Origin of the sequence: Delftia sp. JD2, assembly GCF_001682645.1 — a bacterium.
Taxonomy (GTDB): domain Bacteria; phylum Pseudomonadota; class Gammaproteobacteria; order Burkholderiales; family Burkholderiaceae_C; genus Comamonas; species Comamonas acidovorans.
Genome location: NZ_LFJT01000061.1, coordinates 1 through 25,370 on the forward strand (window position 1 = coordinate 1; position 25,370 = coordinate 25,370).

The 25,370-nt window shown below is 69.3% G+C and carries 24 protein-coding genes; 2 read left to right on the plus strand and 22 right to left on the minus strand.

Annotated elements, in window-relative coordinates; genetic code table 11:
• Positions 1-182: 182 nt before the first annotated feature.
• The 6 genes from ACM14_RS24560 to ACM14_RS24585 form a co-directional block, all read right to left on the minus strand.
• Positions 183-1,148: a DNA/RNA non-specific endonuclease gene (locus ACM14_RS24560; RefSeq protein WP_012203976.1), complete on the minus strand. Its 966-nt coding sequence runs from the start codon at positions 1,146-1,148 to the stop codon at positions 183-185.
• Between the two features lie 140 nt (positions 1,149-1,288).
• Positions 1,289-2,500: an MFS transporter gene (locus tag ACM14_RS24565; RefSeq protein ID WP_034391027.1), complete on the minus strand. Its 1,212-nt coding sequence runs from the start codon at positions 2,498-2,500 to the stop codon at positions 1,289-1,291.
• A gap of 11 nt (positions 2,501-2,511) precedes the next feature.
• Positions 2,512-2,859 (minus strand): DMT family protein, encoded by a 348-nt coding sequence (locus tag ACM14_RS24570; RefSeq protein ID WP_012203978.1) that lies wholly within the window; start codon positions 2,857-2,859, stop codon positions 2,512-2,514.
• A gap of 81 nt (positions 2,860-2,940) precedes the next feature.
• Entirely contained in the window at positions 2,941-3,618 is a 678-nt protein-coding gene (locus ACM14_RS24575; protein WP_065347601.1) for a hypothetical protein, read from the minus strand.
• A gap of 183 nt (positions 3,619-3,801) precedes the next feature.
• Positions 3,802-5,148: a sigma-54 dependent transcriptional regulator gene (locus ACM14_RS24580; RefSeq protein WP_065347602.1), complete on the minus strand. Its 1,347-nt coding sequence runs from the start codon at positions 5,146-5,148 to the stop codon at positions 3,802-3,804.
• Complete coding sequence (locus tag ACM14_RS24585; protein ID WP_065347603.1) at positions 5,133-6,488, minus strand: PAS domain-containing sensor histidine kinase; 1,356 nt, start codon at positions 6,486-6,488, stop codon at positions 5,133-5,135. The genes ACM14_RS24580 and ACM14_RS24585 overlap by 16 nt, the downstream gene beginning before the upstream one ends.
• Before the next feature lie 368 nt (positions 6,489-6,856).
• On the opposite strand from ACM14_RS24585, the gene ACM14_RS24590 reads away from it, so the two are divergent.
• On the plus strand, positions 6,857-7,414 hold the full coding sequence (locus ACM14_RS24590; protein ID WP_065347604.1) for a hypothetical protein: 558 nt from the start codon (positions 6,857-6,859) through the stop codon (positions 7,412-7,414).
• 15 nt (positions 7,415-7,429) lie between these two features.
• On the plus strand, positions 7,430-8,869 hold the full coding sequence (locus tag ACM14_RS24595) for an EAL domain-containing protein (RefSeq protein WP_065347619.1): 1,440 nt from the start codon (positions 7,430-7,432) through the stop codon (positions 8,867-8,869).
• Positions 8,870-8,977: 108 nt separating this feature from the next.
• Here ACM14_RS24595 and ACM14_RS24600 read toward each other — a convergent pair whose 3' ends face one another.
• The 16 genes from ACM14_RS24600 to ACM14_RS24675 form a co-directional block, all read right to left on the minus strand.
• The gene (locus ACM14_RS24600; RefSeq protein WP_175403303.1) at positions 8,978-10,252 is read right to left on the minus strand and encodes a glycosyltransferase; all 1,275 of its coding nucleotides are present in this window, start codon (positions 10,250-10,252) and stop codon (positions 8,978-8,980) included.
• Between the two features lie 34 nt (positions 10,253-10,286).
• Complete coding sequence (locus ACM14_RS24605; protein ID WP_065347605.1) at positions 10,287-11,681, minus strand: sigma 54-interacting transcriptional regulator; 1,395 nt, start codon at positions 11,679-11,681, stop codon at positions 10,287-10,289.
• 50 nt (positions 11,682-11,731) lie between these two features.
• Positions 11,732-13,996, minus strand: a complete 2,265-nt coding sequence (locus ACM14_RS24610) for a TadG family pilus assembly protein (protein ID WP_065347606.1) — start codon at positions 13,994-13,996, stop codon at positions 11,732-11,734.
• 16 nt (positions 13,997-14,012) lie between these two features.
• Positions 14,013-14,531: a TadE/TadG family type IV pilus assembly protein gene (locus ACM14_RS24615; RefSeq protein WP_254662129.1), complete on the minus strand. Its 519-nt coding sequence runs from the start codon at positions 14,529-14,531 to the stop codon at positions 14,013-14,015.
• A 113-nt stretch (positions 14,532-14,644) separates the two neighbouring features.
• Entirely contained in the window at positions 14,645-15,160 is a 516-nt protein-coding gene (locus ACM14_RS24620) for a TadE/TadG family type IV pilus assembly protein (RefSeq protein ID WP_065347608.1), read from the minus strand.
• Between the two features lie 33 nt (positions 15,161-15,193).
• Complete coding sequence (locus ACM14_RS24625) at positions 15,194-15,634, minus strand: DUF3613 domain-containing protein (RefSeq protein ID WP_065347609.1); 441 nt, start codon at positions 15,632-15,634, stop codon at positions 15,194-15,196.
• Positions 15,635-15,644: 10 nt separating this feature from the next.
• Complete coding sequence (locus tag ACM14_RS24630) at positions 15,645-16,706, minus strand: tetratricopeptide repeat protein (RefSeq protein ID WP_065347610.1); 1,062 nt, start codon at positions 16,704-16,706, stop codon at positions 15,645-15,647.
• 2 nt (positions 16,707-16,708) lie between these two features.
• Positions 16,709-17,713 (minus strand): type II secretion system F family protein, encoded by a 1,005-nt coding sequence (locus ACM14_RS24635; RefSeq protein WP_065347611.1) that lies wholly within the window; start codon positions 17,711-17,713, stop codon positions 16,709-16,711.
• A 60-nt stretch (positions 17,714-17,773) separates the two neighbouring features.
• Entirely contained in the window at positions 17,774-18,736 is a 963-nt protein-coding gene (locus ACM14_RS24640) for a type II secretion system F family protein (protein WP_065347612.1), read from the minus strand.
• A complete protein-coding gene (locus ACM14_RS24645) occupies positions 18,733-20,055 on the minus strand; it encodes a CpaF family protein (protein ID WP_012203993.1) in 1,323 nt (440 codons plus the stop codon). The genes ACM14_RS24640 and ACM14_RS24645 overlap by 4 nt, the downstream gene beginning before the upstream one ends.
• Before the next feature lie 7 nt (positions 20,056-20,062).
• The gene (locus tag ACM14_RS24650; protein ID WP_065347613.1) at positions 20,063-21,568 is read right to left on the minus strand and encodes a pilus assembly protein CpaE; all 1,506 of its coding nucleotides are present in this window, start codon (positions 21,566-21,568) and stop codon (positions 20,063-20,065) included.
• Between the two features lie 4 nt (positions 21,569-21,572).
• Positions 21,573-23,072: a type II and III secretion system protein family protein gene (locus tag ACM14_RS24655; RefSeq protein ID WP_065347614.1), complete on the minus strand. Its 1,500-nt coding sequence runs from the start codon at positions 23,070-23,072 to the stop codon at positions 21,573-21,575.
• Positions 23,073-23,097: 25 nt separating this feature from the next.
• Entirely contained in the window at positions 23,098-24,144 is a 1,047-nt protein-coding gene (gene cpaB / locus ACM14_RS24660; protein WP_065347615.1) for a Flp pilus assembly protein CpaB, read from the minus strand.
• 192 nt (positions 24,145-24,336) lie between these two features.
• Positions 24,337-24,906 (minus strand): prepilin peptidase, encoded by a 570-nt coding sequence (locus ACM14_RS24665; protein ID WP_081816268.1) that lies wholly within the window; start codon positions 24,904-24,906, stop codon positions 24,337-24,339.
• Positions 24,907-24,908: 2 nt separating this feature from the next.
• Entirely contained in the window at positions 24,909-25,085 is a 177-nt protein-coding gene (locus ACM14_RS24670; protein WP_013803750.1) for a Flp family type IVb pilin, read from the minus strand.
• 91 nt (positions 25,086-25,176) lie between these two features.
• Positions 25,177-25,353 carry a Flp family type IVb pilin gene (locus ACM14_RS24675; RefSeq protein WP_013803749.1) on the minus strand — a complete coding sequence of 59 codons (177 nt, stop codon included), beginning with the start codon at positions 25,351-25,353 and terminating at the stop codon, positions 25,177-25,179.
• Positions 25,354-25,370: the final 17 nt, after the last annotated feature.

Below are 25,370 nucleotides of genomic sequence, written 5' to 3' on the forward strand. Positions count from 1 at the left end.
CCGCCACGACGCAGGTTGCCCCGTAGCGAAGCGAAGGGTTCGCGGACATTCGGGTCGTCTTTCTTTGGCCTACGTTTCTTTGACGAATCAAAGAAAGGTAGGTCGGCCGCCGGGCCGAGACCCGGCCTCGAAAGAAAACCACCCGGCAGGTGCAAAGACGGACCCTGGCCCACGCCTGAAGGCTAACCCCGCCCCCTCATCACCCCCGCCAACAACGGCATCCCCGTCCTCCGAGTGAACTCCTCATAACTGATCGGCGCACTCATGCGCGTATCCGGGCTGTTGGCCTGCCAGTGCGCCCAGGCACGCCCCGTGCTCGCGTCATAGACCAGCTTGAAGATATGGCTGGGCACATGGACCTTGCCCGGCCCGATGGTGAGCGGCTGGCCGTCGAACACCGGCCCGGTGAACACATAGACATCGCCCTGGGCGCGCTGGGCGTAGCGGCGCGTGTCCTGCTCGACCTTGCTCCAGACGCCGCCGTTGTGGGTCTGGTCCTGCGGAACCATGTTGGCCAGGCTGAAGCTCTGGGCCATGGCCTCGGGCGAGTACATGTCGCCGGCCGGCGCCATGTGTCCGCGCGAGTAGCCGGAGCGGCGGTAGTCGTCCAGTTCGGCACGCTCGGCGCGGGGCAGGCGGGCATCGGCATAGAACTTGTCGCTGCGCTTGAGGCCCTGGCCCTGGTCCAGCAGTTTGCGGTTCAGGCGCTCCACCACGAAGACGGGCGTCTTGGTCTGGCCGCTGTGCAGCACGGCGAAGGCGCTGAAGCACAGCTCGCGCTGCTGGGGCTGGATCTGCAGGGCAGGGGGCTCGCCACCGGGGAAGAAATCGCGGCAGTGCGAAAAGCCCGTGGCCATGCTGCCGGCTGGCGGGCTGCCGCCACCGGAGGCCGTGCCCGAACCTGTCTCCGGCTGCTTGCGCAGGTGCTCCAGCCCCGGGATGGGCAGGGTGGACAGGAAGGGCGGCTCGGGAAGCTTGGGGTGCCAGTTCGGGTCCAGGCTGCAACTGGCGATCTGGAAGGTGCCCGCTGCCGCCACAAGGGCGGCGAGCATGGAGCGCCACAGTCCGCTGCGGCTGGAGGCTTTCTTCTTGGAGGCGGGGGAGGAACTGCGCTTGCGCGCGGAAGGCTTCTTGTTCTTGACAGTCATTCGGGGGCGGCAGGCGCTGGCCGCTGGGAGGCAAGTCCGCGATGGCGCGGGTTCTGATTCGGGTCCTAGGAATTCTCCTATGTTTCCAGGCTCCCAAATGTTTCCAGATGCCCTGAAAGCGGGCCGCGCATGGCCTGATGTCAGGTCTTGGGCTGGAGGTGGGCAGCCCTTGGTTCGGCAGGCGCGCCGAACCAGCACAGCGCCAGGGCCAGCACCGCGATGCCGCCCAGCGAAAGAAAGGCCGCATCAAAGCCGAAGCGCTGCGCAATCCAGCCCGCCAGTGCCGGGCTGGCGGCCGCGCCCAGGCCCTGCAGCGTCATCACGGCGCCCAGGCCTGCGTTGACGTGGCCGGTGCCGCGCAGCGTCTGCGCGACCAGGCCCGGCAGGGCAACGCCCAGCAGCCCGGCGCCCACGCCGTCGAGCACCTGCACGGGAATCAGCGCCCAGTCCGAATCCCAGGTGGCGGCAACCAGGCCGCGCAGCGGCAGCGACAGCAGGGCCGCCTTGACCAGCAGCCAGTAGCCGCTGCGCTGGGCGTGGCGCCCGGCGAGCAGGGCCATGGGGATCATGACCAGTTGCGCCACGATGATGGTCAGCGCCGTGAAGCCGCTGGGGTTGGCATGGCCGCGCGCCACGGCGGCCTGGCCCAGCAGCGGCAGCATGGCGGCATTGCCCAGGTGAAACAGCAGCATGGCCACGGCCAGCACCCGCAGCGCCGGCGTGCCCGTGAGCACGTGCAGCAGGCCGGGTGCGCAAGGCCCGGCCTGCTCTGGGGGTGGCGTGTCTTGCGGGGTTTCATCCAGCCGCATCAGCGCCAGGCAGGCCAGCGAGGCGCAGCCCATCAGGGCCATGAGCACGAAGACGGAAGGCAGTCCCCAGCGCAGGCCCATGGCCCCCGCCAGTGCGGCCGTGGCCACGTTGCCGGCGTGGTTCCAGGCTTCGTTGATGCCCAGTTGCCGGGGCAGGTCCGCATGGCCGGTGATCTGCAGCGTGATGCCCAGCAGGCAGGGGGCGATCAAGGCCGCGACCACGCCGGTGATGACCTGCGATGCCGCCGTCACGGCCAGCGACGGTGCGATCCAGATGGCCAGGTTGCCCGCCAGCAGCAGGGCGATGGCCGCAGCCAGCAGCCTGCGCTTGCGGCGCGAGGCATCGACCAGCGCGCCCAGCGGCGTGGTGGCCAGCATGCCCGCGATGCCGCCCAGGGCCATGACGTAGCCGATGTCGTCCAGCCGCCAGCCCTGGGCGAGCAGGAACACGCCCAGGAACGGTCCCAGGCCGTCGCGCACATCGGCCAGGAAGAAGTTGAGCCCCGGCAGCCAGCGCCGCGCATGGTGGTGTGTGCGGTGCATGGCGGCTTCCTTCAGCGCAGGGGGCCCTTGAACACGAAGAAGGCGCCCAGGCAGATGAAGCCGAAGCCCACCAGGTGGTTGAGGGTGAGCTTCTCGCCCAGGTAGAGCACGGAGAAGACGGCGAACACCACCAGCGTGATCACCTCCTGGATGGTCTTGAGCTCGGCCGCGCTGTAGACCTCATGGCCGAGCCGGTTGGCGGGCACGGCAAAGCAGTACTCGGCCAGCGCGATCAGCCAGCTCACCAGGATGACGAGGTACAGCGGCCGGTTCTCGAACTTCAGGTGCCCGTACCAGGCGAAGGTCATGAAGACGTTGGAGATCAGCAGCAGCAGGACGGGGGCGATCTTGGGGGACATGGTGGGGTTCGGTGAAGGCGGGAAAGCAGAACAGCAGGAAGGGACAGGAGCCCGCCCGGCCCCGGGGACCGGGCGGTGGTGTCAGCGCGCGCCGTCGTACAGCGGCTGCAGGTCCGACAGGCTGGCACCCATGCTGGTGGCCTCCAGCGAGGTGCCGTGCGCGTTGCGCGTGCCCAGACCCGAGGCGGCAAACAGCTGCCCCGGCTGCAGCGGCTGCTGCAGCGCATGGGGGGCAAAGCGCACGATGGCGCCGTCGGACAGGATGACGCCGTTGGCATCGCCGCGCGGGCCGGTGAGAACAGCCTCGATGCGGCCCTGGGCCTGCTGCGTCTGCAGTCCGGCCATGCGCAGGTGCGGCGGCATGGGGCGCGCGCCGTCGCGGGCGGGCGGCTGGTCGTACACGGTCTGGCCGCTGGCCGAGTTCACGATGGCATCTGCCTTGACCGCACCACCGGCTTCGCTGCGGCCGATGATGCGCACCGTGTCGCCCACCTTCACGGCTGCCGTGAGCGCGTCGGACATATGCGGCGGGAACCGGACCACCGTGCCGTCGGTCAGGCGCAGGCCGTCCACCTCTCCATACGGATTGGTCAGCAGCCGGGCGACGGCGCTTTCGAGCACGGCCTGTGCGTGCGGCGCACCAGGCCCTGCAGGGGCTGAAGGGCCTGAAGGGGCGAAGCCGCCGGGCGGCACGGCATGCGCATTCAATGCGCTGGAACCCAGCCACAGAACGGCGGAGGAAAGAACAAATCGGGACATGAGGGCTCCTTGGTTGGCGATGGACACGCATCCGTCAATGCAAGTGCCATGCCATCAGGAATCCTCATGAAATCAAGGGCTTGCAGCGGGCGCTGCGAGCCCGGTGTCCGATGTGGAGACAGCCGGTGTCACCGTATCGGACACATGCGGCGCCGTCCGTGCGTCCGTGCGCACATTGCTGCCTCAGCCCAGCCCGAACTCCGCCAGCTTGCGGTACAGCTGCTGGCGCGACAGTCCCAGGCGGCGTGCGGCCTCGGCACGGTTGCCCGTGGCGGCGGCCAGGGCACGCGTGACCATTTCGCGCTCCAGCTGGGCGACGGCGGCGGCCAGCGGGCCGTTCCAGTCGATGGCGGGCCCGTGTGCCGCTGCAGGCTGCAGGCCGATGTGCTCGGCCCCGATGACCGGCCCGGGGCACAGCAGGGCCGCGCGCTCCATGGCGTTGCGCAGCTCGCGCACATTGCCGGGCCAGTCGTGCGCCAGCAGCAGGCGCGCGGCGTCGGCACCCAGGCGCTTGGGCGAGGCGCCGCCGCCTTGGCGCAGGAAATGCTCGGCCAGCAGCAGCACGTCGCCCAGGCGCTCGCGCAGCGGCGGCAGGTGCACGGGCACGACCTGGAGCCGGTACCAGAGATCCTCGCGAAAGCGACCCTCCTTGACGGCTGCGGGCAGGTCGCGGTGCGTGGCCGCGATGATGCGCACGTTCACCGGCAGCGCCCGGCTGGCGCCCACTGGCGTGATCTCGCGCTCCTGCAGCGCCCGGAGGATCTTGGCCTGCGTGGGCAGCGGCATGTCGCCCACTTCATCGAGGAACAGCGTGCCGCCCTGCGCCTCGCGAAAGCGCCCGGCGCGGTCGCTGACGGCGCCTGTGAAGGCGCCCTTCACATGGCCGAAGAGTTCGCTTTCCATCAGGTCGGCGGGAATGGCCGCGCAGTTGACGGCCACGAAGGGGCGCTCCGCCCGGGCGCTGTTGCGGTGCAGGGCTCGGGCCACCAGTTCTTTGCCCGTGCCGGTCTCGCCCAGCACCAGCACGGTGGCGTCGCTGTCCGCCGCCAGGCCGATGCGCTTGAAGACCTGCCGCATGGCCTCGCTGCCGCTGACCAGCTCGGCGTCATCGCCTTCCGGCTCCGGGTTCTGCGCCGGGTTCTGCGCCACGTTCTCGGGGCTGCCGGCCTGGCCCGCACTGAGCAAGGCGCGCTCCAGCACCTCGACCAGCGAGGTTCTGGCAATGGGCTTGGTCAGGTGATCGAAGGCGCCCAGGCGCATGGCCTCGATGGTGTTGCTGCCGCTGGCGTAGGCCGTGAGCATGATGCAGGGCGCCCGCGAGAGGCCGCGGGCCTTGCGCAGGAAGGCCAGCCCGTCCTCGCCGGGCATGCGCAGGTCGACGATGGCCACATCCACCGAACCGGCCTGCAGCACCTGCAGCCCCGCCGCCACGGTGGGCGCCGCGCTGACCGCGTGGCCCAGGTCGCCCAGCATCTCGGCCAGGCTTTCGCGGAAGGCCGTGTCATCGTCAACGATCAGGATGCGGGCCATGGAAATTCCATTTCTATGCGTGTGCCTTGTGTTGTCTTGCCCAGCGCGATGCGGCCGCCATGGGCCAGCACGATTTCGCGCACCAGCGCCAATCCCAGCCCGGTGCCGCCCGGGCGCGCGGTGGTGAAGGGCTCGAACAGCGTGTCGCGCAGCTCGGGCGCAATGCCCGTGCCGTCATCGGCCACCCACAGTTGCAGCGGGCTGTTGCGGTGGGAAACGGTGGTGCCGCTGCGGTCCGCGCCCAGTTCCACCCGGCCGCCGGCCGCCGTGTGCGCCAGGGCGTTGAGCAGCAGATTGTCCAGCGCCCTGGCCATCTGCACGGGGTCCAGCAGCGGGCGGCGCCCATCCTGCAGGGCCCGGGCAAGGCCGGCGGACACTGCCGTTGCCAGTTGCACGCCCCTGGCCTGGGCCAGCTCGGCATGTGCCTGCAGCCTTTCGTCCAGCAGCTGCTGCAGGTCCACCGGCTCCGGTTGCACCCGGAAGGGCTGGGTCAAGGCCAGCAGGCTCGATACCAGGTCTTCCAGACGCGCGGTCTGGGCCAGCACGGCCTCCAGTGCGCCCTTGCTGCGCGCTTCGCGCAGTGGCGCGGGCGCTGCCAGCGCGGTCTCGGCCTTCATGCGCATGGTGCCCAGCGGGTTGCGGATCTCGTGCGCCAGGCCTGCGGACAGCCGGCCCAGGGTGGCCAGCCGCTCGGCGCTGAGCAGTTGCTGCTCCATCTGTGCCGACTGCCGCTGCCAGCGCCGGAGCATTCTGCCCAGCCACAGGCCTGAGACCAGGACCATGCCCAGCAGCAGGCTGACGGCAAGGATAAGGGGGTTGACCACGTCGGCGCTGATCAGGGGAACGCGCATCAGTGTCCAGGCCACCAGCCCGGGTGCGTCCGCCTGGGCCGGGCAGGCGGCAAAGACCACCGCCTCGCGCAGGCCGGGGCGCAGGTCAGTCACCAGGCCTGCGCTGTCCCGTGCGCGCTGGGCGGTGGAGGTGATGCGCTCCATCTCCGCACTGGGCGCATCGCGCTTGATGCCCGAGCCGTCATAGGTGGGAAAGGCATAGGCCACCACGCCGGGGCCCTCGCGCCAGAAGCCGCCCTCCATGCCGGGGCGGTCGCGCAGCGCCAGGTCCAGCACGGCCTGCGCGGCGGACCGGGCCTGTGCGCTGGGCGTGTCCGCCGTCAGGCCCGCCAGCCCCATGCGCGCGGCCCCGGCCTGCAGTGCGCTGCAGCTGACGCCTGCGGCGTCGCGTGCCCGGGAAACCTGCTGGTCGGTGCCCTGCCGGCTCAGCAGCAGCAGCAGCCACGCCAGCACCAGGGCGACGGCCGAGATGGTGAGCCAGAGGATCACCAGATCCCGTTGGATGGACTTTTGCGGGGACAGGGCCGGCTCCTGAAGTGATGCGCTGGAACATACACCGAAAGGGCATCCGCGCCTGGCAGCCAGGGCCGCGCCGCCCTGCGCGGCCGCTGCGAAAGTAACGCCGTGGCGCGCCGGCGTTACGTGACATCGCCCGTAACGCCGCGCGGTGACATGGCGGCGGCTGTGCGTGGGTGTTCAAATAAATCAATAGGTTACAGATGGCTTTGCGTTGGATGAAGACGTCCAGGCCCATGGCACGCTTGTTGCAACAGGATGCAAAAAGCTTGTCGCAGTGTCTGGAAAACCGGGTGCTGCGCCACGCACCCCATCGATCGCTGTCTTTCGGAGGAGAAACCATGGCCGCTGTCTCGTTGTCGTTTGCAGGCATGCCCCTGCCGCGACTGCGCGCCCACCCGGACAGGGCGCGCAGCAAGCCGTTGAACGTGCCCGCCTCGTTTGCGTCTGCGGCGGTGCCGCGCGCTTCTGGCTTTGCCTCTGCGCGCGAGGCCGGTGATGGAGGCGCGCATGCACAGATGGCACCGGTGGCAATGCTGACGCGCGTGAGCGAGGGCGTGCGCATCGTGCGGCGCAATGACGTGATCGCGGCCCAGGCCGGCGCCGTGCTGCAGCAGGGCGACCGCGTCATCGTGCCCCAGCAGGGCGGCGCGCAGGCCGTGTTCCAGGAGCAGGACGGGCAGGCGCTGCTGGGCAGCTTCGCTGGTGGCACGGACGCCACGCTGGCGTATTTCAGCCGCAAGGCGGATGCCTGCTCGGTGGTCTTTGACCTGGTGGCCGGCCATGTGGACCTGGCGCTGTCGGCCGTGGATGCCGGCGTGCTCGGCGGCGGGCCGTCCGGCCGGGGGCGCAGGGCGATCGGATTTCACTGCTATTCACAACCCATTGCAGGCCGTTGAATGAAGGAGCACACCATGCACGACGACATCATCGAAGCTCCGCCCGGCGACACCCCCGTGGACCTGGCCATCTGGCTGTCGCCCCTGCAGACCTGGCGCAGCGTCTACGGCAACGGCTTCTGCGACGAGGCCATGCGGGTCTGCGTGGAGCGGCTCACGGGCCTGGGCATCGATGCCGAATCGTTGGAGCGTGCGGGCGACACGGTGCTGGTTCGGGGGTTCGATCCCCGCACGATGGCTGACACGGTGCTGCCCGGCAATCAGGCCCGGCATGGCTGGATGCATGCGCTGGAGTCCGCCCTGGTGCGCGACCCGGTGGTGGACGGCGCGCGCCAGGCCTATCTGCGCGCCGAGGTGCAGGCGCTGGGCTGCGTCTCCCTGACGGGCCTGCACGAGATACGCGGCAAGGGCCACGCCACGGCGGGTGTCCAGGACATGGCGGTGCGCAGGATGCACCCCAGGCTGATCAAGGCCTACCAGGCCGACATGCAGTTGGCGGGCCGCTTGCTGGACGATCTGCGGCTGGGCCACCTGGCGCTGGCATTCCAGCCCGTGACGCTGCTGGAGCCCGCAGGCATGGCAGGCGGGGGCAGTGGGGCCGGCGCGGGCCGCACGCTCTACCACGAGTGCCTGCTGCGCCGCAGCGTGTTCTCTGCCTACGACAACTATGCCGTGCCCCATGCCATCGAGGCGCTGGAGCGCCTGGGCCTGGCCGCGCGGCTGGACCGCAGCGTGCTGTGGTCGGTGATAGGTGCGCTGGAGATGAAGACCGGCCACAGCCTGGGCTGCAATCTGTCGGCCGCCTCGTTCTGCGACGACGCCTGGTGGGATGGCGTGTTCGACTACCTGGAGGACCGGCCCGAGATCGCCCAGCGCCTGGTGCTGGAGATCACCGAGACCGGCGCCTTCCCCTGCGAGAAGGCCGCGCTGGGCCTGGTGCGGCACCTGCAGATCCTGGGCGTGCGCGTGGCGCTGGACGACATCGTGCCCCGGCGCGGCGGCCTGGACATTCTGGGCAAGCTGCGCGCCAACATCGTCAAGATCGACAAGTCCGTGCTGGACCAGAGCCTGCAGGCCCGGCCTTCGGCCCGGATGATGCAGGGCCTGGTCAGCCTGTGCGCCGACCGGGGCGCCTGCGTGATCGTGGAAGGCATCGAGTCCGCCCAGGGCCTGGAGGCCGTGGCGCTGGCGGGGGCCCATGGCGCGCAGGGCTTCTTCATCGCCCGGCCCTCGCTGCATGGCCTGCTGGACCAGGTGGTGCGCGTGGAAGACGTGCTGGAGGTGCTGGAGGCGACCGAGGTGCAGGATGGCGACGAGCTGGACATGGCCCTGAGCTGGAGCGGCATGGAGCGCATGTCTGCTCTTGTGGCGGCCTCCACCGTGTCTGGTGGAGCCGAGGTGTCGGCCGCCGAGACCGGCATGGGCACGGGATTTTTCCTGCGGGCGCGGGCCTGAGGCCTGGACCGATCCCGGCCAGGCACGCGCCTGGGTCGCCCCTGGCGCGTGCCTGGCCTGCGCCTGGCGCGTGCCTGGCCTGCGCCTGGCCCGGGCCCGTGCGGCACCTCACTCCAGCATCAGCGGGGCGGCCCTGCGCCGCGCCATGGCCAGGCGGAACAGGTCCATGAAGCGCGGGGCCACGTTGGAGATGTGAAAGCGCTTGCCCGTCTCGCGCGCGGCCCGGCCGTAGCGCTGGCGCCGGGCCGGGTCGTCGCGCAGCTGGCGGATGGCGCCGATCCAGGCGTCGTCGCTGTCGGGCAGCAGCAGGCCGTTGACATCGTTTTGCACCAGCTCCGGCACAAAGCCCCAGTTCGATCCGATCACGCAGCCGCCGCGCGCCAGGATCTCCATCAGGCCCCAGTTGGCCACGCCGTAGCGCAGCGGATAGAGGAACAGGTCCACCGAGGCCAGCGTGCGCGCGAACTCGTCATACGGCAGCTTGCCCGGGAACTCCACCACCTGGGCGGCCGGGTGGATCTGCAGAAGATGGTCGCGGAAACTGGCCACCTTGCCCTGGTAGCGGCGCTCCACCCACTGCTGTTCGTAACCGTAGGTCACGGCCGTGGGGTCGCCCAGGGCGATGAAGCGCATCTGCTGGCCATCGCCCTCGCGCACCAGTCGATCGACCAGGCGCATGAAGGTCTCGAAGCCCTTGGAGCTGGACAGGTCGCGCGATGAGAAGGCCACGGTGAAGCGCGTGTCCTGGCGCGGCGGCGGCTCGGCCTGCTCGTCGGGCGCCTGGATGTCGAAGCCCTCGAACTGCACGGCCACGCGCTCCTGCAGCAGCGGCGGGAACAGCGAGCGCGCATGGGCGCTGGGCGTGATGGTCAGGTCGCTGCACAGCACCTGGTGGTAGTGCAGCATTTCCATGTTGCGGTCGGCCAGGCGCTGGGACAGGTCGGGCGGGTAGTCGGGCTCGTTGCCGTGCACGCGGTAGCTGGGGAACTCGATGTAGCTGACGATGGCGGCATCGATCTCGCCATACAGCAGGTTGGGCGCGGCCCACAGCGAGTGGGCGACCACCACGTCGATGCGCTTGCCCTTTTCCTTCTCGAAGGCCTGCAGGCCCTGCAGCAGGCCGCGGCCTATGCGTGCCGAGCGCTCCACCTTGCTGGAGTAGTAGTAGCTTTGCGGGCCGACGATGTCGCCATCGGGCCGGAACGACAGCAGGTGGTCGCACTGGCTGGCGTAGTTCTCGGCATGGCCGGGCATGGTCATGAACCAGCTGTCGGCCGCGCCGCTGGCGCGAAGGTGGCTGCACAGCAGGCTGTACTGGCTGGGGTAGACGGCGCTGACGAAGATGATGACCGGCTTGTCCTGCATGTTCGTGGAGGTCTCCATGGCGTGGGGGATGGGGATGTGTCGGAGGACGTGCTCAGCCCGGCACGGGCACTTCGGGCTCGCCGTCGCTGATCTGGTACTTGCGCATCTTTTCCCAGAGCACCTTGCGGCTGATGCCCAGGTGCTGGGCCGTGTTCTGGCGCTTCCAGTCATTGGTGTTGAGCGCCGCGATGATGCGGTTGCGCTCGTCCATGTCCCAGTTGCTGCGGTCGGCCAGCAGGGGCTCGGCGGCGCTGGCGTCCGGCGGGAAGGTGGTGGCCGACAGGGCCTGGGCGTGCTGCAGGATGCGCTGCGTGGCGCCGTCGGCGTTCCAGTCGCGCGTCTGGCGGGCGGCCACGCCGATGCGCTCGGCCAGGTTGCGCAGCTCGCGCACATTGCCGGGGAAGTACATCTGGGCCACGGCGTCGAGGATGAAGAAGGGCGCCTCGCCCAGCTCCTTCATCGTGGCCTCGCCCACCACCTTGCGCAGGATGGCGTGGAAGATGGCCAGTTTGTCGGCCTCGCCGCGCTCCTCCAGGCTGGGAATCTGCAGCTCGATCACGGCCAGGCGGAAGAACAGGTCGGCCCGGAAGCACCCCTCGCGCACCAGCCCGCGCAGCGGCTTGTTGGTGGCCGCCACCAGCCGGAAGTCCAGCCGCACGGCGGCGGCCGAGCCCAGCCGCGTGATGGCGCGCTCTTCCAGCACGCGCAGCAGCTTGACCTGCTGGTACAGCGGCAGGTCCGCGATCTCGTCCAGGAACAGCGTGCCGCCGTTGGCCTGCTCCAGATAGCCCTTGTGGGCATTCACCGCGCCCGTGAACGAGCCCTTGGCATGGCCGAAGAACAGGGACTCGAACAGCCCGTCCGGGATGGCGCCGCAGTTGACCACCACGAAGGGGCCCTGGCCGTAGCGGTTGTTGCGCTCGTGCAGCCGCTCGGCAATGCGCTCCTTGCCCACGCCGGTCTCGCCGATGATGAGCACGCTGTGCTCGCAGTCGGCAAAGGTGTCCACGTCGCGCAGCAGGCGCTGCATGCAGTCGGCCACGGCGATGATGTCCTCCGAGCGCTGCACCTGGCGCTGGTTGCTCTGCATGCGCCGCAGGATGCGCACCAGCATGGCGCGCAGCTCGGCCCCCGTGAAGTCGAAGGGCAGCACATGCGAGTACTCCATGGCATAGGTGCCGGCGTTGGCGTCGCGCTGCTTGGCGCTGACCCACAGCACGGGCATGCCGAAGGTGCCCTCCACGCCCTGGCGCGTGAAGCGCGCGCCCTCCAGCACCGAGACGCTGACCACGGCTATCGCATTGCCCAGCTCGCTGGTGTCGGCGGGCAGGGTCAGCCCGTCGGCGCGCACCACGTCCACGCCCAGGTTGAGCACGCAGCGCTCCACCCGCTCGGCGATATCGGCCTGGCCTTCCCAGACATAGATGACGAGCTCGTCCAGATTCACGTTGCATTCCCTCGTTGTCGATTCATGGATTGGATGGCCTTGCCTGCCGTTCAGAAAACCAGTTGCGCCGTGTCGCAGCCGATGGACAGGGCCTTGATGTCGGTGCGGCCCACCTCCAGGCCCAGCGTGTCCTTGAGCACGCTGGTCAGCAGCGTGCCCACGCCGTTGAGGATGGGCTTGAGCACGGTGGTGACCAGCGGCTTGAGCAGGGTGCACAGGGCGCCGGTGCAGGTGAGGTTGTTGTCGCGGTTGAGCAGGGACTGGATCTCGGGGCTGTTCGGGTTGATCGCGTACAGGTACTGCGGGTGCGAGGTCAGCAGCTTGGTCACGTTGTTCTTGACGCAGCCATTCCAGTTGAGCAGCGAGCTGAGCAGGCCCGCGCAGCTCTGGTAGCCGTTGTCGTAGGTGGAGATGCCCAGCACATCCAGCAGGCCGCCGGGCACGCTGGTGTAGGAGTTGAGGGCGGCCGAGAACGTGCCGCTGGGCCAGGTGGAGGACGGGCAGGCCACCAGCAGGCAGGACTTGGCGATGGCGTTGTTGAACGTGAAGTTGGACGTGAGCAGCGGCGGCATGTAGTCCTTGTCGCCGGCCACGCCGCGCCCGCTGAGCAGCAGGTTGGTGAGGCTGGTCACGTTGTAGAGCCCGTTCACCATGGAGGCGTCCAGGTAGGAGCCCAGCAGGCGCGTGGTGATGTCGGTGGGCGTGCTGTTCGGTGGCTGCAGCAGGCCGCTGAGCAGGTTGAGCAGTCCCGTGACGATGTTGTTGACCGTGTCGCCCAGCGCCAGCTGGTTCACCTGCGTGGAGCGGTTGGTCTTGGACCAGTTGGGGTCGGCCGGGTCTTCGTAGCCCGGCTCCATGCCCAGGCCCGTGGTGGAGTCCGTGTACTCCAGGGCCGGCACCCACAGCTTGCCGTTCAGCACGGGCAGGTGCAGCAGGGTGATGAGCTGCTCATTTTGCAGGCCCTTCTCGCAGCTTTGCTTGTTGTTGGGGTCCATCTTGCCCACGCAGGCGTTGAGGATGGAGGACTTGACCGACAGGTCCATGGTCTGAGGGCTGGCGCTGCACTGCAGCGCGGTCAGCGTGCCGGTGGCGTTGGTGATGTCCACGGCAATGGGCAGCTTGACCTGGGTGCCCAGGATGTCCTTGACCAGCCATTTGAGTGCGCCGCCCAGCAGCTGGTCCGTGTCCACGTTCAGGTTCAGGCGGATCTGCGCGCTGTAGCCCTGCGTGCCGACGGGGCCCACGGCAATGGTGGGCGGCTGCACGATGGTCAGCTGGCCCTTGATGAGCCCGGCCACATCCAGCTGGTTGGCCTGCAGCGCATGGCCGTTGGCGCCGATGGCAATGGCCGTCTTCAACAGGTCGCCAATGCCCAGCTGCACATCCATGGCCGCGTTCAGCGGATCGGTGCGGCCGGCACCCAGGAAGGCGAACAGGCCCTTCTGGTCATCCAGGCTGCCCAGCGGGATCTTGATGGTGCTCAGGCCCGCGTTGATGATCTGGGTCTTGAGCGCGTTGAGCTGCACGGCCAGCGCGTTGTCGGTGATGGCGCTGATGGAGGCGTCGATCACGTTCAGCAGGGTGACGCTGGCGATGTTGGCCAGGCCCTCGGGCGACAGCGCGCGCAGCTGCTCTATGCCCAGGTTCACGCCCAGGGCCTTGAGCAGGCCGGCCGGGCTGATCTTGGCATCGGCCAGGCCCTTGGAGTCCAGCAGGGTCAGCATGCCCACGTCCAGCCCCACCAGACCCAGCAGCCCGCCCAGCGGCGTGTCCTTGTTGAAGCGCAGCAACTGCGAGCCCACCTGGAAGGACGCCACCGAGTCGTTGCGCATGGCAATGGCCTCGGCCACCACGGCACGGCTCCAGGGGCCGGGGAAGATGGTGGGCGAGGTGCCGCCCACCGTCACGCGCGCCGCGTTCAGCGGGCCGGAGCTGGCGTCGAAGAAGCGGCCGCCGCTGGACTGCCTTGCCGGGTCCGCCGGGTTCCAGTTGCCGCAGCTGACCACGGTCTGGCTGCTGTTGCGGGTCAGCGGAACCGGCCAGTTGGCCGTGATGCTGTCCTCGCCCGCCGTCACGCAGGCAGCGCGGTTGCTGCGCTCGGCATTGATGGCCTGGGCCGCCTGGGTGGCGGCCAGATCGGCAATGCGCTGCAGGTCGCGCTTGGCGTAGTACATGTAGCCCAGGTCCACGACGCCGAGCAACAGGAACAGCACCGAGCCCAGCAGGGCGAACTGCACGAGCAGGCTGCCGCCTTGCCGGCGCCCTTGCCGGCGCGTGCGGGGGCGGTGTACGGATGCGGGGAGGTGGGTGAGCATGCTCTGGTCCTCCTGTCTAGCTGCCGGGCGCAAGCCTGATCAGGCTGCGGGACTCCAGGCGCGTGGGTTCGCCCAAGGTCTGGCTGCCCACCTGCAGGCCCTGGCCCAGCACGGGGGGAAGCATGTAGACCACGCTCAGCGTGGCCTGGGAAGTGCCCCAGTCGATCTGTATCTGGGTGGGCGCCGTGCCCGCCGGAATGCCGCTGGCCGCCAGGCTCTGGTTCACCACATCGCTGGTGGCCTGCAGGATGTTGGCGCGTTCGGCCGGCTTGGCCGGGTTGTAGCCCGCCATCCCGCCAAACGCCAGATGCTGGACCATGCGCGCGCCATCGCCCGTGGCACGCGCCAGCGACTGCTGTGCCTGCAGCACGCGCCAGTACACGAACATGCCCATCAGCAGCATCACCATCACCCCGGCGATCAACGCGAACTCCACCGCCGCCACGCCGCGCTGCCGCCTGCGCGGCCCTGCCGCGAAGGTATCGCCGGTGTCCTGCATGAACTCGGCCGATGCAGCAGGGCGTGCCCCACGCACGGCATGCCCCAACCCAGGGACACCGAGCAAGGGCCTAAGCCGGCCGCGCCGCCCCGCAGCGAGGGTGTCGTCCCCCTTCAAGGGGGAAGCGGCGCAGCCGCTCAGGGGGTATCTCATAGCCCCCCCCTGTCCACCATGATGTTGGCGCTGGCCGTCAACGTGGTGGGCATGACCAGGCCGAAGCCCGGCAGGGCGGGCGCTATCGGGTTGGTTCCATAAGGGATGGTGAAGCCCACGCGCACCATGCAGCGTTCGGCAACCAGCACGCCGCAGGTCAGCGTGGCCGAGCACAGTTCGCTGTTCTGCAGCCTGCAGATGCGCACGTCGATGCTGCCAGCCGTGGGCCTCAGGTTAGCGGGCAGCCAATCGAGCCGCTGCTGCACCAGGCTGCGGGCCGCGTCCAGGCGGGCGCTGCGGCTGGTCTGGTAGCGCAGCGTGGCCCGCGCGGCGTCTTCGGCGGCGGCCTGCATGGATTCGCGCACCAGGAACGCCAGCCCGTAGCTGATGCAGGCATACAGCAGGGCAAAGAACACCGGGAAGATGATGGCCCACTCCAGCGCATACACCCCCCGCTGCCGCAGGCTGGCAGATCGGTGGGAGCGGTGAGCGCGGGGCTGGCGCCGGGTCATGGTCGTTCCTGCAAGCCGTGGCCGGGGCCGGCCTCAGTTCTTGCCGCCGGCTTCGACGCCGGTCTTGTACAGGGCGGGGATTTCCGTCTCGAAGCTCTTGAGATAGCGCGCATAGCTGCGCCGCGCCTGCTCGCCCGCGATGGGGCGTGCACGCTGGCCCGGCTGGCTGTGCTGCATTTCCAGCAGCCGCAGGGTGCCCCCGCCGATGTCGATCTCGCGCCGGGGCAGGTACATCACGGTTCCATCGGGGTTGGTGTAGAGCGTGTAGCCGACCAGGATGGAGTCGGTGGAGGGCTCGGCGAACACATGGGGCCGTGCATCCACCTGCTCGGGCGGGCTCTGCACCTCGCCAAAGGCCTGGGCATGCAGCGTGGCCGCGGGAAGCAGGGCCAGGCCGGCGGCCAGCAGCCAGGGGGCCAGAGCGCTGACGACTGCAGTGCGGCGCGGTGGTTCCATGCGGTATGTGTCTGGCATGTCGTGCTCCTCAAAGTGGCGAGGCCGGTGCTGCGCCTGCGGCGCCGGGCGGCTCGGAAAGAAGAATGCGCCGGGTGATGCCGGCCGGCAGGGTCTCGGGCAGGGCCTCGGTGGCGCGTGCTTCGGGGCGGGTGCCCAGGGTCGGCACAGGGGGTAGTGCAGGGGGCAGCACAGAAGGCAGCACAGGGGCGCTGGACACAGCGGCACCGGCACCGGCACCGGCACCGGCACCGGCACTGGCACTGGCCTCTGCGGGCAGGCTGTCGCCGCGCAGGCGCACGGCATCGCGCACGCTGGCCAGCTGTGCCTGCAGGGTCTGCAGCGAGGTCTGGTCGATCATGGGCAGGGCGCCCTTGGCCTGGGGCTGGGCCAGCTGGCGCAGCAGCTGCGACGCCTGGGCCTGGTTGCCGCTGGCCAGCCAGAACAGCGCCATGTTCAGCTGCACCCGTGCGTTGGCCGGGGCGAGTTGCGAGGCCTGCATGATGGGCATCTGCGCGGCGGCCAGCCGGCCGTCGAGCATGTGGGCGTAGGCCAGGTCACTGAGCACGTTGGCGTCGATGGGGTTGAGCTGGCGCGCCTTGTCCAGCTGCTCCACGGCCTGGCCATACTGGCCCTGGCTTGCGTACAGCAGGCCCAGGCCGCGCCGCGCCCGTGCCGTGGTGGCGCCCTGCAGCAGCGCCAGGTAGGCCTGCCGGGCCTGCTCGACCTGGCCGGTGTTGCGCAGCGCGTCGGCCCGCATCAGGCGCGACTCCGGGTTCACGCCGTACTGCTGCTCGAAGGCTTCGGTGTGCGCCAGCGAGGCATACCACTGGCCCGCCTGCTGCATCTGCGTGATCAGGTCCAGATAGGTCTGGGCGTTGTCCACCTGGGTGGCCTGCTGGGCGTTCTGCAATTGCTGCTGGGCCTGGGCGGCGGTTTCCTGCTGCGCGGAAGGGGCGCCGTAGCCCTGCGGTCCCTTGCTGGCGCAGCCGGCCAGGGCCAGGGCCAAGGCCAGGGTCGCCAGGGCTGCCAGAGTTGCAAGGGGTGCCGGCGCTGGCGTCCGCCCTGCGCGGGTGTTTTCCTGGTGTCGCATGCCTAGCGTCCTCCCATGGTGGTCAATGCCCTGATCACGGCCAGGAAGCCGGGGCCCGCCGTGATGACGAGCAGGGCGGGCAGCAGCGTGAGGACCATGACGCCCGTCATCTTGACGGTGATGGAACCTATCTTTTCCTTGAAGCTGGCCTGGCGCTTTTCGCGCAGCCGGATGCTGAATTCCCGCAGCGGCTCCTGCACGGCGCCGCCATGCTTGTCCACCTGCACCAGCAGGTTGACGATGGCGCTCATGTCGTCGTCGGCGCTCATGTTGACCATGCGCTGGAAGGATTGCTCGCGCGTGCGCCCGGTGTTGTAGAGCTGGTTGGCCAGGGCCAGTTCTCCGCTGATGACGCGCAGCACGCTCTTGAATTCCGAGGCCAGGATCTGCAGGCTCTGGTCCACGCTCAGGCCCACGCCCTGCAGCAGCCGCAGCAGGTCCACGAACAGCGGCAGTTCCTCGACCACCTGCTCGCGCCGGCCCTTGGCCCGCGAGCGCAGAAACCATTTGGGAAGCATGAGCCCCAGGCTCACCCCGAGAAAGCCGTAGATCAGCGCCGCGTTTTCGCCGGGGCGCAGCACACCCAGCGCCAGCAGGGGCAGGACCACGCACAGCACCATGCGGCTGGCCACATAGGCCATGCTGCCGTTGCGCGTGCCCACGCCGGCCTGGTCAAGCAGCTTGCGGTCCTCATCGGCCAGCAAGGCCTTGGCCACGCCCCATTGCAGCCAGGCCGGGGGCGGGAGGTTGGCGGCCACCGCCTGTGGCGAATCGGAGGAGCGCACGTTGATGGACAGCGGGTTGAGCAGCTGCGCGTCGTTGGCCTGCATGGCGCTCTTCGTGGCGGCCTTCGGGGTCGATGCGGTATCGCGCGCCTGCAATATCCTGGCGACCTGGCTGGAGGCACGGGCAGAGCGCCACAGCTTCCACACCAGGGCGCAGGCCCACAGCACCAGTCCCAGCGCGCCCAGGCTGATGCTGGCGATCCACAGTTGCTGCGGGGTCATGCGTGGCTCCTTGCGCAGACGGATGGGTGGGCCTGTACCTGTGCCTGTGCTGTCATGGGTTCACCTCAGCTTGGCCAGCCGGTAGAGAAGAAAGGCGCCCAGGGCCTCCAGGGCGGCGGCGACCAGGACCATGGTCTGGCCGCTGTCGTCGTTCCACATGCGCATGAAGTAGCCGCGGTTGATCACCATGATCAGCGTCCCCACCACCAGGGGCAGCAGGGCCAGCACCCAGGCCGACATGCGGATCTCGGAGGACAGCGCATGCAGCTCGCGCTCGGCGGACTGGCGGTCGCGGATGTAGGCCGATACACGCTCCAGCACCAGGTCGGCGCGGCCGCCATAGCGCACGCTCATGCGGAACACGGCGGCCAGCAGGCCGAATTCGGGCAGGCGCCAGTTGCGCTCCAACTGGCCCATGGCCTGCCCCAGGTCGGGCGATGCGCTGAGCATGGCCGCCGCCTGCTGAAGCGCGTCGCCCAGCGGATCGGGGACATTGTTCAGCGCCATCTGGAAGGCCGCATGGGGCGAGTTGCCGATGGAGATCAGGCGGACCATGTTGTCCAGGAAGCCGGGCAGTTGCTGCAGCAGTCTTTCGCGGCGCTTGGCCTGCCGCCGCCAGATGCCGAAGGCCAGCACCACGGCATACAACACGGCCACCACCAGCCCCGCGGCAGCGCCTGCCTGGCTGGTCGCCAGCAAGGCCAGCACCAGGCCGGTGATGGCGAACAGGGCCAGGGTGTTGGACGAGATTCCCCAGGACTGGACGCCCAGCCGCTGGGCCAGCCACTGCACGGCAGCGTGTGAGGGCGCGGGCTGCGCCGCGGGGGCGCGGAAGGCGGGCTCGGCCATGGGCGGGGAGGGCGAGATCACCTCCCGGTGGCCGTCCACACTGCGCTTCATGTGCAGGTTGATCGACTGCTCATGCTCCTTGCGGCGCCCGCGCATGATCACCCACAGCGCCAGTGCCAGCAGCAGGCAGGCCAGCGCGCCGAGGATGAGGACGGCGGGTGCCAGGCCTGTCATCGCACGCCTCCGTGGCCGGTCTGCTGCTGCATGCGCCACCAGCTCAGCAGCTTGGGCGAGTGCGGCGAGATGCCCAGCGACACCCACTGGTCGATCTCCTGTCCGTCAGGGCCCACCTGGGGCTCGTAGCGGTACAGCTCCTGCATGGAGATCATGTTGTCCGTCATGCCCGTGACCTCGGTCAGCGACAGCAGGCGGCGGCGGCCGTTGGACAGGCGGCCGATCTGCACGATGAAGTCCACGGCATTGGCGATCTGGCGGCGCAGGCTGACCTCGCTGCCCTGAAAGCCCGCGAAGCCGGCCAGCATTTCGGCGCGGTACAGGCATTCGCGCGGCGAGCTGGCGTGGATGGTGCCCATGGAGCCGTCGTGGCCGGTGTTCATGGCCTGCAGCAGCTCCAGCACCTCGCCGCCGCGCACCTCGCCGACGATGATGCGGTCGGGCCGCATGCGCAGGCTGTTGCGCAGCAGGTCGCGGATGCTGACGTGGCCCGAGCCGTCAAAGCCGCCGGGGCGGCTTTCCAGCCGCACCACGTGGTTGTGGTTGAGGGCCAGCTCGGCCGTGTCCTCGATGGAGACGATGCGCTCGCTTCCCGGGATGAAGCTGGCCAGCGCATTGAGCAGGGATGTCTTGCCCGAGCTGGTGCCGCCGCTGACCAGGATGTTGCAGCGCGCCTGCACGGCCATCTCCAGGATGCGGCAGATGTCCTGGTTGAAGGTGCCCAGCTGTACCAGTTCGGGCGGTGTCAGCGGGTCCTTGCGGAACTTGCGGATGGAGACCGAGGGGCCGTCGATGGACAGCGGCTCGATGATGACGTTGATGCGCCCGCCATCGGGCAGGCGGGCATCGACCATGGGGCTGGACTCGTCCAGGCGCCGGCCCAGCGGCGCCAGGATGCGGCGCACGATACGCAGCACATGCTCGTCGTCCTTGAAGTGCAGCGTCTCGCGCTGCAGCACGCCGCCGCGCGAGACGTAGATGTTGCCGTGGCCGTTGATGAGGATGTCCTCGACCAGCGGGTCTTCCAGCAGCGGCTGCAGCGGCCCCAGTCCCGTGAGCTCGCGCGTGAGGGCGCGCGCCACCTGCAGCGCCTCCTGCTCGTTGACGGGCACGGAGTGCAGGCGGATGAAGCTGTCCAACTCCATCAGCACGAACTGCGCGATGGCGGCCTGCGACCAACGGCCGAACTCGGCACCCAGCTCCTCGATGCGGCTGAGCAGGTGCTCGTGCGTGCGGTTCTTCAGGTCGAGGAACAGCGCGCTTCGCTCGAACTCGCTGGCCTGGGCGTCGGCCAGATGGGAATAAGCCGTGGTCGTCATGGTGCGTTCAGCTTCTTGTTCGGTGGAAGAAACGGTTCAGGCCCCGGGCGGGCGCGGCCTGATCGCCCGCATGGGCCTGGTGGTGGGTGGTGATCAGCAAGGTGGCGAGCTTGTCCACGGCCTGCACATAGGGCTCGCGCTGCAGCCGGCTGGGCAGCAGCTGGCCCTGGTTGACGGCCTGGACCAGTTCGCGCCGGCGCTCGGGAATGGTGGCCAGCAGCGGCAGCTGCAGTTGCCTGGCGATCTGCGGAGCCTCCAGCTCCAGCTGGCTGTCGTGCCGGCTGACGATGAGCTGCACGCGCTCGCGATCGACCTTTTGCTCGTCGAGCTGGCGCAGCAGCTCGGTGGTGGAGACCACGCTGGCCACGCTCTGGTCGCACACCACCCAGATCTGGCTGGCGCGCAGCGCCACGCGCATGGCCAGCTGCGTGGGCACGACGGCCCCCAGGTCGGCCACGATGTGGCGGAAGTACTGGCGCAGGCGCAGCAGCAGCGCGTCGGCATCGGCATAGGAGACGTCGCGCAGGCGGGCGGGCTGGCGCGGCAGCGTGAGCAGGCGCAGGCCGCTTTCATGGCGGGCCAGCCCAGTCGATGCCAGGCGCCGGTCGAAGCGGCGCAGGTTGTTGACGGCCTCGATGAAGTCGAAGTCGCCCAGCGTGCCCAGGTACAGCCCGCAGTCGCCGCTGGGAAAGCCCAGGTCGATGAGCAGGCCGTCCAGCGTCTCGTTGCTGATCTCGCGGGGCGTGGCGTCCTTGCCCGGCACGGCCGTCGTGCCATGCAGGCGCTTTTGCAGGTACCAAGCCAGGTGCGATGCCATGAGGCTACTGCCCAGGCCGGCGCGGGCCGACATGATGGCGGTCAGCGGCGCGTTGGGCATGCCCGAGGCCGACGGGGGCACGCGCTTGATCAGATCGATCACCGTCTGGTGCGCGGCCTGCACGGGGCCGTCCACGTCGAGGAAGTCCTGCACCCCGGCGCGCAGCGCGGCCAGCATGCACTGCGGGTACTTGGTGCGGCCCACGGCCAGGCAGGGCAGGTGGGGGTGGGAGATGTGCAGCTGGGAGGCCAGGTGGGCCGCCTCGTCGGTGGACAGCGGGTCGAAATGCACGAGCACGGCATGGGGCATGTAGCGCTGCACCTGCTCGGTGACGTTGTCCTGGAACCGCGCCACATGCAGCCGTGCGCCGTCCAGCATGTGCTGCAGCCAGGCCTGGGCCAGCGAGCTTTCGGGGGTGCCTGCGTGGATGAAGAGCAGCTCCACCTGCAGGTCGTTGTCGAGCGGCTGCGGCGTCGGGCGGGGAGCGGCGGGCGCGGTCATCCTGTCCAGTGGTGATTTGTCCTGTGCAAGCGGTGACTTGTCCTGCGCGAGCGCATCGGTGCCGGGCTGCGGCTTGCCGGCCAGCGAGGCCGAGGAACGCAGCCCCAGCAGGGTCTCCAGCGAGGTGGGTGAGCCGATGGCCGGCGAGCCTGTGGCGTCCACAGGCGAATCGGTTGCGGTGGGCTTGCTTGTCATGTCGTCAGTACGAGAAGCCGGGTACGGCGGTCTGGGTGCTCATTCCGCCGGCGAGGTAGGGCAGCCAGACCTTGCCGGCGTTGCGCTGCTCGGATTGCGCACCGGGCAGCAGGGCTTCGAGATTGGTGCTGGCGGGAAGCGGGTGGACCAGGCGCGGGGTGACGATGATCACCAGCTCGGACTCTTCCTGCGTGTAGTTGAGGTTCTTGAAGAAGGTGCCCAGGATGGGCAGATCGCCCAGCACCGGCACCTTGCTGACGTTGGAGGTGGTGGCACGGCTGACCAGCCCGCCGATGACGAAGCTCTCGCCATCGGCCAGCTCCACCGAGGTGTCGGCGCGGCGCGTGCGGATGGCGGGCACGGTGACGCCGCTGATGGTCACGCCGCTGTTGAAGTCCAGGTCGCTGGCCTCGGGAGAGACCTTCAGGGCGATGCGATCGTCCGACAGGATGGTGGGCGTCAGCTGCAGCTTGATACCGAATTCCTTGTACTGGATGGCGATGTTGCCGTCGCGCGCGGGCACCGGGATCGGCAGCTCGCCGCCGGCCAGGAAGCTGGCGTTCTGGCCGGTCTGGGCCAGCAGGGTCGGCCGGGCCAGCACGCGCGCCATGCCATTGCCTTCGAGGATGCTCAGCTGCGTGACGATGCCGGCGCCGCTGAAGGCCTTGCCGAAGGTCATCACCAGGCTCATGGCGCTGGCAATGGCCGACGAGGTGTTGTTGGACACGCCGCCCGAGCCCGTGCCTCCCGTGCCGCCCGAGCCGGTATTGCCCGTTCCCGTCCCTGTCCCCGTGCCGTTGGTATTGGTGCTGATGCTGCCCACCACGCCGGGGCTGAAGCTGCCGAAGCTGAAGCCCTGGTTGTTGCGCCCGCCGCTGTAGATGTTGACGCCGATGCGCTTCATCGCGGATTTCTTGAACTCCACCACCTGCACGTCCACCTGGACGGTGTTGCTCTTGACGTCGATCTGCGCGTTGTCCACCAGCAGCGTCTGGGCGGGCGCGTACTGGCGCAGTTCGGCCACGGCCTGGGCATGTTCTGGAACCGAGGTCAGGCGCTTTTCCAGCAGCAGGTGCTGGCCGCGGACCTGGACCTCCCAGCGCTGGGGTGCGCCACCTTTCTGGGGCCACACCACCAACGTGGTGCTGCCCTGGGCCTTGGGCGTGAGCAGCAGCTCGGTGCCGCCGGAGCCGGAGCCGGCACTGGCGCCGGAGCCCGGCGTGGCGCGCAGCAGTTTCACGTCCAGCACATTGGGGTCGCCCACGGCGATGCGGCCCGGAGTACTGGCCAGCGGCATCAGGTGCTGGCGTCCGGCCACCAGCTGCAGGGAGTCGCCAGAGGGCATGTCCCCGGCGCCGGGGGCGTGCATGCCTTGGACGGCAGCGGTGTCCGCAGGCGCCGACACCGCTGGCGGCAATGCCAGCAAGGCCATGCTGCCGCACAGTGTCCAGACCGCGCGCTGCAGCGGTGTTGCTCCGGCCGTCGAGATGTTCTTGCACTTCATGGCATCTCCCTCTTGTTGTGTGTTTTCAGTAGTTCACCATCTGCACCGCGGCTCCGTTGTGCAGCTCCACGGTGCGTTCGCGCGGGGCCCGCTGCGGCGGCGGCCGCACGGCGGGTGCGAAGGCCGTCATGGGCTGGGCGGCAGGCTTGCGGATGTTTTTGGCGTCGGCGCCGGTGGCCAGGTCCTGCATGCGCAGGCCGGCGAAGGCGCGGTCGGCACCCTCCAGTGCCTGGTCTTTCCGGAGGCGGCCCGCCACCGGCTGCAGTGCGCCGGGCAGTGCGGCGAAGAGCTTGGGATCGGGCACGGACAGGTCGTCCGGGTTGCGCAGCGCCAGGGTGAGCTGGCCGAATTTCTCGGCCAGCGTGAGGCGCTCCACATCGTCCAGCGGCACGGCCAGCACGGCCGATTGCACGTTCTCAGGGCGCTGGCCGGTCTGATCCGCAGCGCTGGCGCGGCGCAGCGACGAGCCTGCCGATTCCTTGTCCTGCTGCGCCTGGCGCTGGACGGCCGGCATGGGCGGGCGTTCCACGCTGCCGGAGCCGTAGGCCAGCACGCGGCTGCGCGCCAGCAGCAGCCGGGTCTGCGCGTCCACGGGTGCCTGGTCGGACTTGCCGTCCAGCGTGAAGTAGACATCCACGAAGTCGCCGGGGCGCACATGGTGGCCAGCAGCCATCTGCTCCCGGATGGCGATCGCCAGGGCGCGCTGTCCCGGCTCCAGTTGCAGCGCCAGGCCGCTGAGCAGTTGCTGCTCGAACAGCGGGGTGCCCGGGGTGAGCGCCATCAGCGTGGTGCGGCCCAGCACGTCGTCGGTTGCGGCAAAGCTGCCGGGTACGGGGGCGGGCAGCTGGGCCAGCTTCACATCCTCGCTGCCGATGCGCTGGCCTGCGGCAATGGCCTGGGCCACGACCACGACGGCATGCTGCGGCACGGGCTCGGGGGCCGGCTGCGCCGAGGCGGCCGGTGAGGGCTGGGCCACGGGGCGTGCGGGCTGGCTGCCCAGCAGCCAGGCAAGGCCTGCGAGCACGATGGCCAGCCCCACCAGCAGTCCGGCAAGAATCTTGGTGAGGTTCATGGCTGGGGCTCCTGGTGCAAGTGGGTGGCGACGGTGTTCAGGCATGGGGGCTGCCCTGGCGCTTTCCTGCCATGGCGCAGAGGGTCCGCCAGGGCAGGAAAGCGTCCGGATAGCGCACGGCGGCGGCTTGCGGCGGGGCCGGGCCGTGTGGTGCGTGGCGAGGGGAAAGCGATCTGCATGGGCATCTCCCGTTCAGGCAGGCGGCTGGCTGTGGCGCCAGGCCAGGGCGATGGCCGCAATGGCCATGTAGCCGGCATAGGGAATGGAGCGCTGGGGCTGGCGCGGTCCATCGGTGGCGCCTGCGGGCTGAGACGCAGCGCCCAGCGGTGCCAGGCGGGCCGCCCAGGCCAGGGGCAGCCGGGCCTGCAGCCACAGGCCGGTGGGGCTGTGGCTCAGGTGGCGCAATGACAGCACCAGAAGGCCGTGCAGGCCGGCCAGCAGGCTGCCGCCGGTCCAGATCAGCAGCAGGTCGAAGCTCAGCCCGAACCACAGCCCTGCGACCGCGCCGAACTTGACGTCGCCCGCTCCCATCCAGCGCAGTGCATAGAAAGGAAGCAGCACGACAAACCCCGCCAGCAGTCCGGCCAGCGCGTTCCAGGCCGAGACCTGGAACGGCTGCGCCCCACTGGCCAGCGCCGCCGCGCCTGTGGCCAGGCCGAGCAGCACCATCCAGTTGCGCACGCGCCGAATGCGCAGATCCATGACCGCAATCGTTGCGAGCCATGTGATGCAGACGCACAGCCATAGCGAGGCCCACTCCATCTTCAGGGGGCAAGTCCGTTGAGCTTGGTGGCCAACCGGCTGAACAGTCCGTTCAGATCGGTACCCAGCGCGGTGGCGCCCACGACGATGCCCACGGCAATCAGGCCGGCAATCAGCCCGTATTCGATGGCGGTGGCGCCTTCCTCGTCTTTCCAGAAGTTCTTGATCATTTCGGTCATGGCATGGTCCTTTCGGTTTGCAAAATGCCTTGGCGCCGGGGGCGGAGGCAAGCCCCGCCCGAGCCCGGCCAGATCGCGCCGGAGCCGGCGCTCAGGGAACGAAGCCGGTGAGCTTGGTGGCGATCCGGGTGAACAGCCCATTCAGATTGGTGCCGAGCGCGGTGGCGCCCACCACGATCCCCACGGCGATGAGGCCGGCGATCAAGCCGTACTCGATGGCGGTGGCGCCTTCTTCGTCTTTCCAGAAGTTCTTGATGATGTCGGTCATGGCATCGTCCTTTCGGT

What these genes read in the sequence shown, in the direction of transcription:
- ACM14_RS24635 (WP_065347611.1), bottom strand. Translation starts at nt 17,713, where the DNA reads ATGACCCCGCAGCAACTGTGGATCGCCAGCATCAGCCTGGGCGCGCTG.
- ACM14_RS24650 (WP_065347613.1), bottom strand. Translation starts at nt 21,568, where the DNA reads ATGACAAGCAAGCCCACCGCAACCGATTCGCCTGTGGACGCCACAGGC.
- ACM14_RS24645 (WP_012203993.1), bottom strand. Translation starts at nt 20,055, where the DNA reads ATGACGACCACGGCTTATTCCCATCTGGCCGACGCCCAGGCCAGCGAG.
- ACM14_RS24625 (WP_065347609.1), bottom strand. Translation starts at nt 15,634, where the DNA reads ATGCCAGACACATACCGCATGGAACCACCGCGCCGCACTGCAGTCGTC.
- ACM14_RS24590 (WP_065347604.1), top strand. Translation starts at nt 6,857, where the DNA reads ATGGCCGCTGTCTCGTTGTCGTTTGCAGGCATGCCCCTGCCGCGACTG.
- ACM14_RS24670 (WP_013803750.1), bottom strand. Translation starts at nt 25,085, where the DNA reads ATGACCGAAATGATCAAGAACTTCTGGAAAGACGAGGAAGGCGCCACC.
- ACM14_RS24600 (WP_175403303.1), bottom strand. Translation starts at nt 10,252, where the DNA reads ATGGAGACCTCCACGAACATGCAGGACAAGCCGGTCATCATCTTCGTC.
- ACM14_RS24665 (WP_081816268.1), bottom strand. Translation starts at nt 24,906, where the DNA reads ATGGAGTGGGCCTCGCTATGGCTGTGCGTCTGCATCACATGGCTCGCA.
- ACM14_RS24575 (WP_065347601.1), bottom strand. Translation starts at nt 3,618, where the DNA reads ATGTCCCGATTTGTTCTTTCCTCCGCCGTTCTGTGGCTGGGTTCCAGC.
- ACM14_RS24580 (WP_065347602.1), bottom strand. Translation starts at nt 5,148, where the DNA reads ATGGCCCGCATCCTGATCGTTGACGATGACACGGCCTTCCGCGAAAGC.
- ACM14_RS24655 (WP_065347614.1), bottom strand. Translation starts at nt 23,072, where the DNA reads ATGAAGTGCAAGAACATCTCGACGGCCGGAGCAACACCGCTGCAGCGC.
- ACM14_RS24630 (WP_065347610.1), bottom strand. Translation starts at nt 16,706, where the DNA reads ATGCGACACCAGGAAAACACCCGCGCAGGGCGGACGCCAGCGCCGGCA.
- ACM14_RS24610 (WP_065347606.1), bottom strand. Translation starts at nt 13,996, where the DNA reads ATGCTCACCCACCTCCCCGCATCCGTACACCGCCCCCGCACGCGCCGG.
- cpaB (WP_065347615.1), bottom strand. Translation starts at nt 24,144, where the DNA reads ATGAACCTCACCAAGATTCTTGCCGGACTGCTGGTGGGGCTGGCCATC.
- ACM14_RS24595 (WP_065347619.1), top strand. Translation starts at nt 7,430, where the DNA reads ATGCACGACGACATCATCGAAGCTCCGCCCGGCGACACCCCCGTGGAC.
- ACM14_RS24560 (WP_012203976.1), bottom strand. Translation starts at nt 1,148, where the DNA reads ATGACTGTCAAGAACAAGAAGCCTTCCGCGCGCAAGCGCAGTTCCTCC.
- ACM14_RS24620 (WP_065347608.1), bottom strand. Translation starts at nt 15,160, where the DNA reads ATGACCCGGCGCCAGCCCCGCGCTCACCGCTCCCACCGATCTGCCAGC.
- ACM14_RS24565 (WP_034391027.1), bottom strand. Translation starts at nt 2,500, where the DNA reads ATGCACCGCACACACCACCATGCGCGGCGCTGGCTGCCGGGGCTCAAC.
- ACM14_RS24675 (WP_013803749.1), bottom strand. Translation starts at nt 25,353, where the DNA reads ATGACCGACATCATCAAGAACTTCTGGAAAGACGAAGAAGGCGCCACC.
- ACM14_RS24640 (WP_065347612.1), bottom strand. Translation starts at nt 18,736, where the DNA reads ATGACAGGCCTGGCACCCGCCGTCCTCATCCTCGGCGCGCTGGCCTGC.
- ACM14_RS24570 (WP_012203978.1), bottom strand. Translation starts at nt 2,859, where the DNA reads ATGTCCCCCAAGATCGCCCCCGTCCTGCTGCTGCTGATCTCCAACGTC.